This window comes from Pseudoalteromonas sp. 2CM41L, assembly GCF_023161905.1.
Lineage (GTDB): Bacteria > Pseudomonadota > Gammaproteobacteria > Enterobacterales > Alteromonadaceae > Pseudoalteromonas > Pseudoalteromonas atlantica.
Map to the genome: position 1 here is coordinate 77,848 of NZ_JALNTN010000004.1, position 12,563 is coordinate 90,410.

13 protein-coding genes are annotated in these 12,563 nt (G+C 39.1%); 8 read left to right on the forward strand and 5 right to left on the reverse strand.

Annotation, left to right across the window (positions count from 1 at the left end; translation table 11 throughout):
- Positions 1–116: 116 nt before the first annotated feature.
- A complete protein-coding gene (locus MTF64_RS07155; RefSeq protein WP_248451009.1) occupies positions 117–2,459 on the reverse strand; it encodes a DNA polymerase II in 2,343 nt (780 codons plus the stop codon).
- Positions 2,460–2,529: 70 nt separating this feature from the next.
- Here MTF64_RS07155 and MTF64_RS07160 point away from each other — a divergent pair, with 70 nt between their 5' ends.
- The 7 genes from MTF64_RS07160 (at position 2,530) to rsmS (ending at position 9,164) form a co-directional block, all read left to right on the forward strand.
- On the forward strand, positions 2,530–4,257 hold the full coding sequence (locus MTF64_RS07160; protein ID WP_248451010.1) for a sulfotransferase: 1,728 nt from the start codon (positions 2,530–2,532) through the stop codon (positions 4,255–4,257).
- A gap of 83 nt (positions 4,258–4,340) precedes the next feature.
- The gene (gene dinG / locus MTF64_RS07165) at positions 4,341–6,416 is read left to right on the forward strand and encodes an ATP-dependent DNA helicase DinG (RefSeq protein WP_248451011.1); all 2,076 of its coding nucleotides are present in this window, start codon (positions 4,341–4,343) and stop codon (positions 6,414–6,416) included.
- Positions 6,416–7,192, forward strand: a complete 777-nt coding sequence (locus MTF64_RS07170) for a TSUP family transporter (RefSeq protein ID WP_096739873.1) — start codon at positions 6,416–6,418, stop codon at positions 7,190–7,192. Before dinG ends, MTF64_RS07170 begins: the two co-directional genes overlap by 1 nt.
- A complete protein-coding gene (locus tag MTF64_RS07175; RefSeq protein WP_004585953.1) occupies positions 7,193–7,801 on the forward strand; it encodes a primosomal replication protein in 609 nt (202 codons plus the stop codon).
- Positions 7,801–8,697: a histone deacetylase gene (locus tag MTF64_RS07180; RefSeq protein ID WP_248451012.1), complete on the forward strand. Its 897-nt coding sequence runs from the start codon at positions 7,801–7,803 to the stop codon at positions 8,695–8,697. The genes MTF64_RS07175 and MTF64_RS07180 overlap by 1 nt, the downstream gene beginning before the upstream one ends.
- Before the next feature lie 49 nt (positions 8,698–8,746).
- Positions 8,747–9,028, forward strand: a complete 282-nt coding sequence (locus MTF64_RS07185) for a late competence development ComFB family protein (protein WP_004585951.1) — start codon at positions 8,747–8,749, stop codon at positions 9,026–9,028.
- A complete protein-coding gene (gene rsmS / locus MTF64_RS07190) occupies positions 9,012–9,164 on the forward strand; it encodes a pleiotropic regulatory protein RsmS (RefSeq protein WP_024033713.1) in 153 nt (50 codons plus the stop codon). The genes MTF64_RS07185 and rsmS overlap by 17 nt, the downstream gene beginning before the upstream one ends.
- Positions 9,165–9,166: 2 nt before the next feature.
- Here rsmS and MTF64_RS07195 read toward each other — a convergent pair whose 3' ends face one another.
- Complete coding sequence (locus MTF64_RS07195) at positions 9,167–9,691, reverse strand: hypothetical protein (RefSeq protein WP_024033714.1); 525 nt, start codon at positions 9,689–9,691, stop codon at positions 9,167–9,169.
- 105 nt (positions 9,692–9,796) lie between these two features.
- Between MTF64_RS07195 and MTF64_RS07200 the strand changes: the two genes are divergently transcribed.
- Complete coding sequence (locus tag MTF64_RS07200) at positions 9,797–10,672, forward strand: DMT family transporter (RefSeq protein ID WP_248451013.1); 876 nt, start codon at positions 9,797–9,799, stop codon at positions 10,670–10,672.
- 26 nt (positions 10,673–10,698) lie between these two features.
- Here the strand turns inward: MTF64_RS07200 and MTF64_RS07205 are convergent, their stop codons facing one another.
- Genes MTF64_RS07205 through MTF64_RS07215 form a run of 3 tightly spaced genes read right to left on the reverse strand, consistent with a single transcriptional unit; the run spans position 10,699 to position 12,465 of the window.
- Positions 10,699–11,211 (reverse strand): hypothetical protein, encoded by a 513-nt coding sequence (locus MTF64_RS07205; protein ID WP_248451014.1) that lies wholly within the window; start codon positions 11,209–11,211, stop codon positions 10,699–10,701.
- 25 nt (positions 11,212–11,236) lie between these two features.
- Positions 11,237–11,977: a hypothetical protein gene (locus MTF64_RS07210; protein ID WP_248451015.1), complete on the reverse strand. Its 741-nt coding sequence runs from the start codon at positions 11,975–11,977 to the stop codon at positions 11,237–11,239.
- The gene (locus MTF64_RS07215; protein WP_006793586.1) at positions 11,974–12,465 is read right to left on the reverse strand and encodes an RNA polymerase sigma factor; all 492 of its coding nucleotides are present in this window, start codon (positions 12,463–12,465) and stop codon (positions 11,974–11,976) included. The genes MTF64_RS07210 and MTF64_RS07215 overlap by 4 nt, the downstream gene beginning before the upstream one ends.
- Positions 12,466–12,563 lie beyond the last annotated feature (98 nt).

Here is a 12,563-nt window from a genome sequence, read left to right on the forward strand (position 1 = left end):
TGATTTTTTAAAATTAAATTTCAAATGTAAACAAAGTAGGTACAAAACAATCTTTTAAAGTAAATGTTATAACATCAAATAGATGGCCAGACTTTTTAGGCAGGAATTTGGTATAATCAAATTAGAGATAACTGACTAGGAAACATTTCTGATACTTCAATATTACAAACAAACGAAACCATCCCTATAAGCGGCATAATCTGTTTATCTAAATACATTTGATAGTCGTAGCTATGCAGCCCTTGATACAGCTCAACACCGTGCGTTGTGTAAACAAATGTAACAAATTCACCTCTTTTTAGCGTAAATTCACTATTTTGTTTCTGAAACTTTTTTACTGCTTGTACATGGGGAGGGATATTTTTTTGATAGTCGGTTAAGTTTTGACCTAAACGTTTTTTAAAAACCAGCAAATGATCAAATTCGCCACGTAAAAGTTTACTAATGTAATCATTTACAAGGTCATTAATTTGCTCTGGTTGCTCAAAAAGGAGGGTAAATAAATCAAATTGAAACTGTTGAGCCAGTTTAGTCCAGTCACTTCTTACGGTTTCTAAGCCTTTAAAAACCAATTTTGATTCATCCGGCTTTATTAACTGCCCCACATAGCGTTTTTTAGACCCCACGCTTTTACCTCTTATGGTGGGTAAAAAGAAGGGGCTATAAAGCGATTCAAACTCTATTTCTAAATGGCTAGTTAAATTATGTTTAGCGTGTATGTTTTGCTGCCACAACGTGTTTATGTGTTTAGCTAGCTGTTTACCTATTTTATTACACGCCTCAACACTTAAATCATCCGTTAGTTTTACAAAGGTCGAATCGGTATCTCCGTAAATAACACTATAACCTTGCTCTTCAATCCACTTTTTAGTTTGCAGCATTATCTCATGGCCACGCAAAGTTATAGAGCTTGAGAGTCGAGGGTCATAAAAGCGACAGCCTTGTGAGCCTAATACACCATATAAACTGTTCATTATTATTTTAATCGCTTGAGATAGCATTAAATCGTGATTATCTTTTGCTCTTTGGCGCTGTAGCGCTAGGCTTTTTATAAGCGCTGGTAAATGGTGCTGCTCTCTTGAAAATAATGCGTTATTAAAACCTTCAATACTATTTTCAGGGTTTTCAATCCCTTCTATTAGTCCAAGCGGGTCTATATAAAAGGTTTGCATAATACTGGGGTACAGGCTTTTAAAATCAAGCACGATGACATTTTTATACAGCCCCGGTACCGACTCCATAACATAACCACCTGGGCTTTCAAACGTCAGCCCATGGTCGCCCATATTAGGTGCTACATAACCGCTGCGATGTAATAAAGGCAAATACATGTTTACAAAAGCCGCCACTGAGCCGCCGCGTTTTTCCAGCTCAAGGCCTGTTAATTGTGTGCGAATAACAGCAAAATCGAGAAGTTTTAGCTTATCGAAGATTTTATTAACGAGTATGCAGTCTTGGCGATTGTAGTTAGCAAGCGCGATTTTATCTTCATTAAATTGACGAATAATTTCTTGTAAGCTGTTACTAGATTCAATTAATTTAGACTCGCCTAAAATTTCTTTAGCTACATTAGCAAGTGAAAAAGTTTCAAAACTATAAGTGGCATTTTTTAGAGTATCAATGCCATCAATTACACAGCGCCCGGGAATAGAAACCCGTGTAAAATGGCCTTTTCGAACATATAAAGGAAGGTTTCCTCTTCCTAGTAATAGTTTTACTCCAAGTGCCACAGAGCGCTCATATATAACTGCAAAATCAAACTCAATAACATTCCACCCAATAATAATATCTGGGTCGCAATGCTTAATAAGTGTTACAAGTTGCTGTAATAGTACAACCTCGTCTGCGCACCATATAATAGTATAACCAATCACTGGGTCGTGATGCTCAGGCTCTCCAATCATTATTACGCAATCTAAACCACAGCCTACCAAGCCAATAGAAAACAACACCCCACTTTCATTGCACTCTATATCAAGTGACAACTTAGAAAGCACAGGCGTATATTCGGCATTGGTTTTTAATTTAGCATCTAAAATTTCAGTGTAATGTGCATGATCCACTCGTTTACCCGTGATCCACGCTCCGCCTTTAATAAAGCGCTCCATTAAATAGCGCTCAATGGGCCTTATATCATCTTCATAAAGTGTAATACCGCGACTTTTTAACGCTTTGCTCGCGCTATAAAAGTGTTTGAGTGAGTAAAAGTAACAGCCACACATATCTTGCTGCTGAAAGTTTTTTAATTTAAGCGGTTTTATTTCATGAAGAATAGACTCAGCAGCTAAAATAGCATTTACTGTATTTGCATCCGTACTTTTTATAAAAAAAAGAACTGGTTGCGTTGAAGAAACGCTTTTAACCGGACCATGTTTAGTACTTAACCAAATTTCATATTGCACACCTTGTGCGGTATCATTAGCCTTAGCTGATAGTAAAAAACCTGATGTTAAATACAAAATGGAACCTTTATGAGCTTTTACAGTAAGCTTTTAAAATGTAAGTTTAATCAATAAAAAATGAGTAAAAATGATAAACGAGCCGATTCTAAAAGAAGCATTAGCTTTGATCAGTACAAAAAAATATAAACTAGCCATCTCTGAGTTAGTTAAAATAACGTCTCAATATCCAGAGATAGAGCAAGCTTGGCTCCATTTATCAAAATGCTATAAAGAAATTGGTGAATTAAAAAAACAAACCGCAGCCTATGACCAATTTGAAATGATAGCATGGTTTAACGAGCAATTATCTTGCGCTAAGAAGGATTTGTTACTCGGAGACTTTCATAATACTCAGCTAAAAATCCAGAAATTGTTAAAATTAGTACCAAACGAAAAACGATGCCTTTTGCTGCTTAGTAAAGCAGCGTTTAAAGCAGCTGACATGCATACTTACCTTAACGTTTCTCAATACAATTACCATTGTAACCCGAGCTCACCTGCTGTTGTTAACTGTTATTTTGAAGCACTTTTTCACACTAAACATTTTAATGAATTCATAGAATTAGCTAATAAAAAAGACAACAAAACACTCCCCAACCATATTATCAGTTTATTAGCTGCATGCCATGTAAAACAAATGAATTTTGATTTAGCATTTAATTTATACGCTGATTTAGAAAGGAAGAGTTTTCACCCCTCTACTTGCCTATTAAGAATGGGCAATATAAGAAAAATTATTGGCGAGCCAACCACTGCGGTGCAGTTATATAAAAAAGCTCTCGAAAAAGATAAAACGAATACTGAGGCATACTGGAATCTAGCAAATCTTAAAACCTATAAATTCAGTGAAAGCGAAATAAAAAATTTACAAGCCTCGATTTGTAACTTAACAAACCAAAATAAAAAAGCACTGGGTCAATTTGCTTTGGGAAAAGCCCACGAGCAGCAAAACAACTTTTACACTGCTTATAAGCACTATGCTGCAGGCAATAAAATAAAAAATAACCACATCAAATATACTCAAAGTGAATTTGACTATCGCTGTATTAAGTTTTTGACTAAAGACTTAATAAACAGTTTGCCCAGAGTAAAACCTTCTTCTATACAATTAGTCTTTGTCGTGGGCATGCCCAGAAGTGGCTCAACTTTAGTAGAGCAAATTCTTGCTAGCCACTCTAAAGTTGATACCAGCTATGAATTAACAGAAATAATATCTATAGCGAGCTTTTTAGAGCAACAAAACAAGTCACAAGTTCCATATGGCCTAGATAGCCTTTCACAGCAAAAGCTTTCCAAACTATCAGCCCGTTACCTAAAATTTATTGAGCCTTTGAGAACTAATAAGCCGATTTTTGTTGATAAGCTACCTGCTAACTATCAGCATATTGGGTTAATTATGTCTTTATTTCCTAACGCTAAAATAATCGACGTTAGACGCGATAATAGAGCAACAGCTTGGAGTCTTTATAAACATATATTTTCAGAAGGGCATGCATATACATATAGTTTTGAAAATTTAGCGACGTATATAAAGAAATATTACCAACTTATGGATCATTGGAAGCAGTTATATCCAAACCATATTTTAACGCTTGAATATGAACAGGTTGTCGAAGGTTTCGATTCCGCACTTAAAAAAATCACTGAATTTTGCGCTATAGAAATAGAACAAAGTTGTTATTCTTTTCATGCTACTAAACGCCCTGTCTTAACTCCGAGCTCAGAACAAGTAAGGCAGCCTATTTATACCTCCGCATTAAAGGAGTGGGAAAATTACAGGCCTTATCTAGAGCCGCTGATGAAATTACTAAATTAATTTCATCCTTGCTTGTAGTTACACGGTTATAACTCTAAAATCCATACACTGTAATTATATACATATTTTAGGTTTATCTCCCCATGCTTTCTGACCAACTAAAAAAAACAATTAGGCAAGTACATCAGCATGTGGCTAGTAACCTTACTGATTACCGCCCACGCAGTAGCCAAAACTACCTAGTTGCCGAAATAGCAAAAACACTGGCTGGCGAATACCATAAAAAACAGCGAATATGTGTTATTGAGGCTGGCACAGGGACTGGTAAATCACTTGCTTATTGTTTGGGCGCGTTACCGCTTGCCCTTGCTCAAAAAAAGAAGCTGGTTATATCTACTGCTACCGTGGCCCTACAAGAGCAATTAATAGCAAAAGAGCTGCCTTTTTTTAAAAAACACTCTGGGCTCGACTTTAAGTTTGACCTAGTAAAAGGTAGGCAACGCTATATATGTGCCCATAAATTACATAACGCTGTTAATGGCGATAGCCAAACCCAAATGGAGTTTATGCCCACACTTACCTCGCCGCTAAGTGATATGGAAACTAAATGCTTAAAAGGTCTTTACGATGCCTATGTAAATAAAAAATGGCAAGGCGACAGAGATAGTTGGGCCGACACCATACCCGATAGAGTGTGGAACTTAATAGCATGCGATAAACACGCTTGCCAACGCCAAATGAAAGCCCATCAAACCTGCCCGTTTCAGCTTGCTCGTAATCAGCTTATGCAAATGGATGTGCTTGTTATTAACCATTCACTGCTACTGGCAGATTTGGATTTAGGGGGCGGTAAAATTTTACCCGAACCTGATAACACCATTTATGTAATAGATGAAGCGCACCACCTTGCACATATTACCCGCGACTTTTCATCGGCAGCGGCCACTATTAAAGGCACCATTGATTGGCTCGATAAGCTCACCAAATTTAGTGGCAAAATGTCTAAGGTATTAGTGGGTCAAAAAGCCATTGGCCAAAATTTCAAATTGTGCGATAGCATTAACGATGCGAATAAAGACTTAAAAGTGGTGCGTGATATTCTCGATAACGCCGACTTTGAATACTCAAAAGACGACACATACCGTTTTGAGCATGGTGAAATACCAAAATCATTGCACAACAAAGCTAAAGATATAAGTGACGCCACACTAGATGCACTGCGTTGTTTAAATAAAATGCATGATACCCTCACTCAAGATGTAAGCGATGGCGATATAAAACCCTATGTTGCCGACCCTGTTTTGGCCGAAAGCGGACACTATATAAACCGCTTAGAGCAATTAAATAAGCTGTGGTATAGCTATGCAAATAAAGGCGAAGGCACACCTCACGCAAGGTGGATCAAACGTTTAGAATATAAAAACCATCACGATCACCTATTAAGTGATTGCCCTATCGAAGTTGGCTACTACTTAAAAGACAAGCTATGGAATGAATGCGCAGGGGCGGTACTATGCTCGGCGACTTTAAGTGCTCTCGGTTCGTTTGACCACTTTGCCTATGAAAGCGGATTAGCAAAAGAAGAAGGCGTTAAATTTATTAAAGTGCCCTCTCCGTTTGATTACCCTAAACAAGCAACCTTGCGTATCCCGGTAAGTAAAATTGAGCCAACCGACAAAGCTTTTAGTGATCATATAGCGCAAACCTTGCCAGAGTACTTAAACACAAAAAAAGCTAATTTGGTATTGTTTGCCTCGTACTGGCAAATGGACCATGTGGCTAAGTTTCTTAGAACAAAAGGTTTTAACTTATTAGTACAAGGCGAAATGTCGCGCGAGGCATTATTAAAAAAACACACCCAAAATATTGATAGCGGTAAAGGTAGTATTTTTTTTGGTACGCAAAGCCTCTCAGAAGGGCTTGATTTACCTGGTAAATATTTAGAAAATTTAATAATTACAAAAATACCGTTTGCAGTACCTACATCACCAATAGAAGAAGCCCAAGCCGAATTTGTACAAAGTAAAGGCGGTAATCCATTTTTGTCTATTACGGTGCCCGATGCAGCAAAGAAATTGGTACAAAGCTGTGGTAGACTGCTGCGAAAAGAGAGCGATGAAGGCCGTATAACTATTCTCGATAGACGCTTAATTACCAAGCGCTACGGCAAAGCCATGCTCGACACCTTACCACCTTTTAAAAGACAAATAGATTATTAATGTTTGAACTTGCTTTAGATCCCACAACACTGGCAGTTTTATGTGCCGCGGCCCTTGCTGCTGGCTTTATTGATGCAATTGCCGGCGGCGGAGGCTTATTAACAGTCCCTGCACTACTCACCGCTGGCTTGCCACCGCATGTAACGCTTGGCACCAACAAGCTTGCGGCAAGCTTTGGCTCATTAACGGCCAGCTACACGTATTATAAAAAAAATCTATTTAGTCCTAAATTTTGGGCAAACTCGATTTTTGCTACAGCCATAGGCGCTGTGATTGGTACGTTAATAGTCGATCACTTAAGTATTGAATTTTTAAATAAGCTTTTGCCTATCATTATTATTATGGTGGCCTGTTATAGCTTGTTTGGTAGTTTAAGCACCACACAGGGCGATGATTTACCAAAAGTAACACCAGTACTTAAACTAAAGCAGTGGTTGCAGGGCTTAGCATTAGGTTTTTTTGATGGCGTAGCAGGCCCAGGCGCCGGTACTTTTTGGACCGCATCTAATAGTTTATTTTATAAAATGAGCTTACTGCTTAACTGTGGTTTAGCCCGCTCAATGAACTTTGTATCTAATTTTATATCGCTTATTACCTTTGTGGCACTTGGTCATGTAAACTTTTTATTAGGCCTTATCATGGGCTTTTTTATTATGTTAGGTGCTTGGATTGGTGCTCACTCAGCCATTCGCTTTGGCGGTAAGTTTATTCGCCCTGTTTTTAACACTATGGTTATACTGCTAGCATTAAAACTGATTTACGAGGCTTATTTGTAAATGCAAACCCACGCGTTAGATAAATTACGCCAACAAGTTGCTACGCTTAAACAACAAGCTGAGCAATTTGATAAAGCTAAATTGTTTTCTAAAAACCGCTATATGCAGGCGCAGCCTAGTTTATTTGACCGCGGCGTATTTAGTACTAAAAGCATGAACTTAACTGACTACGTAACAGAAATTGAAGACGAAATTACCAGCTTACCACCCAGTGATCATCGCCATGCTTATGCTTATGCACTCGAGCGCATAGGTAATCAAGTACAAGCTGTATTTAGTGTTATTAAATCGACCCCCATCTGGGCAAAAGAAAACAAAAGCCAGTACAAACCTAGGCCAAAAAATACGGTTTATAAGCAAGCCGTAAAAAAAATAATGCAATCGTCGCACGAGCTATACGACGAGCTTAAACAAAACCATGAGTTTGAACGACGCTTAGTGTTAATGATTGAAGAGCGTAAACTACAAATGGAAAAAGCCAGCCCAGCGCAAGCACAAAAACTTAATATGGAAATTTTAACCACGCATGCGCGTTTAGGCCGTTGCCGGAAAGCTATTTCGGCCACCGAAGATAAAATTCAACAAGTCGAAAAACAACAATTACGCTAATGCAGCTTTTTTACCACCCGCTCTACAGTGCTTTAACGCTTCCTGAGCGCCACCGTTTTCCTATACAAAAATACCAAATGCTAAAAGCAGAAATAGAACGCTTAGGCTTTGGGGCTACACAGTTTAGTACACCAACCAAAGCAACGCCCGAGCAGCTTGCACTGTGCCATAGCCAAGATTACATAAATGATTTTTTAAACGCCACACTCAGTAATAAAGCAATTAAAAAAATGGGTTTCCCGTATTCACGCAAATTAGTAGAGCGTACGCTACTTTCGGTTGGGGCCAGTATTCAAGGCAGCGAATACGCACTAAAACATGGTTTTTGCGCTAATTTAAGTGGTGGCTATCATCATGCATATAGCGATTACGGCAGTGGCTTTTGTATTTTTAACGATTTGGCTGTGGCTGGCGCGCATTTAATCAATACAAACCAAGCCGATACCGTATTAATATTTGATTGTGATGTACACCAAGGCGATGGCACAGCACAAATTACGCAACATAATAACGCTATAGTTACTTGCTCTATTCACTGCGAGCAAAATTTTCCGCGCTTAAAGCAACACTCCGATTACGACTTCGCCCTACCTGCCAACACATCAGATACCGAGTACTTAACAACGTTAAAACAAGCCCTCGAATTTTGCGTGCGTATTCATAACCCCGACCTTATTTTATATAACGCAGGGGCTGATATTTACGAAAAAGACGAGCTAGGGTTATTTAATGTATCGCTTGAAGGGGTTTATGCACGCGATCATTTTATTGTTAACTACTGCAAAGCCCATAACATCCCACTTATGTGCGCTTTAGGTGGCGGTTATCAGCGTAATTTAAATGCGTTAATAAATGTTCATAAACAACTATTTAAAGCTGCTATCGATTTATTTTAGTGCTTAGTATACACTCAAATAAACGGACTCTATAAAAGGCGCTAGCACGATGCGACTGCACGACGACATACATAACTTTTACGAAAAAATTGTGGTTGAAGAAATCATTAAACGTAAACTAGATAAAGTTTACAGTGAAGATGTAATGGCCGATTTTTGTTGCACGGTACTTAATCAATTGCCGCCACGTTATATTAGATACGATGTAGATATGGCCTTTTATTTACCACAAAGTGAACGTATTCACATGGAAGAGCGCGTACAAACCGCTATAGACGTTGCTATTAGCCAAATTTCAAAAAAGAAAGATTTAGATGACCAGCCCACTTGATAACGCCCCTACACATGTAAAACTGGCAGTAGATTTAATTATGCTTTTGGAGCAGCACGAGGTTGCTCCAGAGGATGTATTAAAAGCGCTCGAAATTGTAAAAAGTGACTTTGAACAAAAACAAGCCACCGCTTAGCATTACTCTTTTGTTTGCACTTCGTATTTAGTCACCGTGCCATCGTGTTTGTTACAATCAATTTTAATCTCGCCAAACGTGCGTCTTGGGGTTGTTGAGCGGCGGCACGTCATTTTTTGTGCTTTACTACCATATTGGCTTATGTACAACGCAACGGTTTCGTCTATTTTAAGCTGTTGCGCCGAAGTGGCCGCGTTATAAAAGGTATTGTATTGCGCCTGCCAACTTTCAACTCCAGCCTCTTTTGCAACGCCTAGCCACCCCATACCCATGTTAGTAGATTGTGTTAAGTACTGCCCTTTTAAAAACATAAACGACAATGTGTATTGCGCGCTTTTATAGCCAAGTGCTGCAGGGTCTTTTAGGTACATAAAAGCTTGTTTATAATCACCTTTTTTATACGCTTTTATGCCATTGTACTCATGTTTTTTCATGGTTATGTCATCGTATAAATTAATAGGCGTAGACCCACAACCACTTAATAAACCCACTCCCATAATTGCTGTGATCAGTAAATATCGGCTCATGACTATTCCTTTTTTATTATTTTTATATGCGAGTACCGAATCTGGCTTACAGTTAATGCAAAGCCTGTTACTCTGTAAATTAATTTGTATAATTAAAATACTATCATGAGCTTAGCAAGTTTACTTCGGTTATTTTTTCTGGCTGCAATTTGGGGCGCGTCATTTTTATTTATGCGAATGGCAGCAAACAGCTTAGGCCCAGCGGTGTTAATAGAGTTTAGAGTTGGCTTTGCCGCACTCACCCTCTTTATTGTGGCGCTGTACTTAAAACGCCGCTTGGCGTTTACTGCGCACACAAAGCACTTTTTTATAATTGGCGCACTTAACTCCGCCCTACCCTTTTTACTGTTTGCTTATGCCGCGCAAACGATTAGCGCCTCTACTTTATCTATTTTAAATTCTACAACGCCCATATGGGGCGCGGTGGTAGGTATAATTTGGAGCAAAACCAAACCGACTAAAAGCATGGTGTTAGGTTTGCTGTTGGGTTTAATAGGCGTGGCAATTTTAGTTGGGCAAAATCATTTTGTATTAAATAGTCAGTCAGTTATTGCGATTGCAGCAGCGCTATGCGCCTCCCTGTGTTATGCCATTGCATCCCATTATACAAAAAATGCCCCTAAGCTTGCCCCGTTCGATAACGCACACGGCTCTATGTGGGCAGCCAGTTTTATAGTACTGCCCCTTATACTTTTTATGCCAATGCGCGAAGTACCTAGTACCAACGTTATGCTCGGCGTATTAGCTCTTGGCGTGGTGTGTACCGCACTTGCTTATATTTTATTTTTTAAACTTATTGACGATATAGGCCCAACCTCAGCTTTAACGGTCACGTTTTTAATTCCGCTATTTGGCATTTTTTGGGGGCATTTAATTTTAGATGAGCAAATTGGGCCAAATACGTTATTAGGCGCATTATTTGTTATTGTGGGCACTATGCTGGTTACTGGATTTTTACCGCGAAAAAAGCACTTAGCTTAAGCAAGCTAAGTGCTTTTACAAAGCGCTTACTTTTGTGCTTTTTTGCTTAAGTTTTCAATTAAGTCTTGTGCGCTATAGCTGTTGTCGCTGGGTTTAATACCTTTACCCATTTTAATGTCAATCAGGGTGTGTACTTCTTTGCGTTTATCATTGTTGCTCACTTGTACGCCTACGCTATTGCTCGGGCGTACGCGTGTTTCGCAGGTTAATAAACCGCAGTTTCGCTCATATTGCTGGCTGTGTGATGCACTAATAGATGACGCTGGCGCTTGCGATTTAGACTCAACAAAGGTTTCTTTATTTGTTACAACAAACCAGTCGTAGCCTTGCGCTTGGGTAAGTTCAGCCGCGCGTAACAATGCATAGTCACCGGCGTCGGCTACGTTGTTTGACACACTTTTAAACTCGACGCGGTATTGATCGTCACTAATTTTTTGCTCGCTATAACCTTGTGAGCCATTATTAGCTGGGCGGTAGTCGGGTTTAGATGCGCAACCCGCCATAAGTAAAATACTGATAATTAAAATAGATGTTTTCATTATTCACCTCGTTTTATAAAAACTATTATTGGTTTAACTGCCACTTTGCACTAATTGCTTGCTGCTCTTGCGCTCTATCTAGTGGTGCGCCGCTGATCATGCTATCTATAACAGCATCTAACTCACTGTTATTAGACGCCGTTTGATATTGCGCGCCATTATCACTTTGCTGCACGGCTGTTTGCGCTTTAATTTGCCAACCGCTTTGCGTTTTACAAGCAATGCTTGTTTGCGTGGTATTGTTTGAGCTTAGCGCATACTGCCTACAAAGCTCACCTTGCTGATTTTTAAAACTAAGCTGCGCGCTAAATACTGAGCCATCACTTTGCTTATACTCACCACTACTTAGCTGTGTATTAAGTGCTGCTGCTATGTTACTGGCTACTAAATTTTGCGACTCATTGGGTTGTAAATAACTAGTCATTGCAATACCAAATACCACGGCAACGCTTGCAGCTATTGCTAAGCTTTTATTAGCCGACTGCTTAACCCTTTGCCAAGGCGTTAACGTTACTACATTGCTATTTAACGTATTTTTTGTCGTTGCTGTATCAAGCTTTGCAACCGTTTTAGCTAATGAGTCACTAAGGGGGGCGTCATCAATACTTGTTGCGTGCTCTTTTACTCGCATGTCTACTTCGCTTAGCTCTGCAAGTCGCATTACTAGTTCATCATCGGTTTCAAGGGCTTTGCGCACTTGCTCCATTTCGTGCTCGCTTAGCTCTGAGTCTAAAAAGGCGCTAAGTGTTTCGTCGTTAATGTTCATACTTGCTCCTTTTTAAAGTCGGGTTTTATTAAATTATAAAGTGTACTGCGTGCTCGCGATAATTTACTCATTACACTGCCTATAGGTATATCGAGTGTATGTGCTACTTCTTTATAGGCCATGCCCTGCACTGCCACCAGCGATACAATGGCGCGTTGCTCTTCGGGTAATTGGCCAAGTGCGGTATTTACATTTTTAAGCATTTGTTTGTTTTCGAGCGTTTGGTGCTCATTACTTGTAATTGGCTCTGGTAATATATCGGCCTGAGCCGTATTTTGCCTTACCTTGCGTGAGCGGTATTCGTCTATCCACACATTGCGGCAAATTTTAAACGCCCATTTAGCAGGCTCAACGTCATCCGGAATGCCTTTTACTAATAGTTTTTCAATTGTTATTTGCACTACATCGTCTGCATCTGCTTTACTACCCGTTAGCGAATAGGCAAAACGCCTAAGCATGGGCAATAAGGTTTTTAATGTTTCGTTCATTGATTTTTACCCCTTTTATAAAGAAGACGATTCAAAAAAACATTTATTCCCAAATAATCAAAATAATTTGAATAATGAAATATTTCTATGTGTTAAAC

Bases quoted from the DNA above. Each gene is read 5' to 3' on its own strand.
- MTF64_RS07160 (WP_248451010.1), top strand. From the start codon at position 2,530: ATGATAAACGAGCCGATTCTAAAAGAAGCATTAGCTTTGATCAGTACA.
- dinG (WP_248451011.1), top strand. From the start codon at position 4,341: ATGCTTTCTGACCAACTAAAAAAAACAATTAGGCAAGTACATCAGCAT.
- MTF64_RS07170 (WP_096739873.1), top strand. From the start codon at position 6,416: ATGTTTGAACTTGCTTTAGATCCCACAACACTGGCAGTTTTATGTGCC.
- MTF64_RS07175 (WP_004585953.1), top strand. From the start codon at position 7,193: ATGCAAACCCACGCGTTAGATAAATTACGCCAACAAGTTGCTACGCTT.
- MTF64_RS07180 (WP_248451012.1), top strand. From the start codon at position 7,801: ATGCAGCTTTTTTACCACCCGCTCTACAGTGCTTTAACGCTTCCTGAG.
- MTF64_RS07185 (WP_004585951.1), top strand. From the start codon at position 8,747: ATGCGACTGCACGACGACATACATAACTTTTACGAAAAAATTGTGGTT.
- rsmS (WP_024033713.1), top strand. From the start codon at position 9,012: ATGACCAGCCCACTTGATAACGCCCCTACACATGTAAAACTGGCAGTA.
- MTF64_RS07195 (WP_024033714.1), bottom strand. From the start codon at position 9,691: ATGAGCCGATATTTACTGATCACAGCAATTATGGGAGTGGGTTTATTA.
- MTF64_RS07200 (WP_248451013.1), top strand. From the start codon at position 9,797: ATGAGCTTAGCAAGTTTACTTCGGTTATTTTTTCTGGCTGCAATTTGG.
- MTF64_RS07205 (WP_248451014.1), bottom strand. From the start codon at position 11,211: ATGAAAACATCTATTTTAATTATCAGTATTTTACTTATGGCGGGTTGC.
- MTF64_RS07210 (WP_248451015.1), bottom strand. From the start codon at position 11,977: ATGAACATTAACGACGAAACACTTAGCGCCTTTTTAGACTCAGAGCTA.
- MTF64_RS07215 (WP_006793586.1), bottom strand. From the start codon at position 12,465: ATGAACGAAACATTAAAAACCTTATTGCCCATGCTTAGGCGTTTTGCC.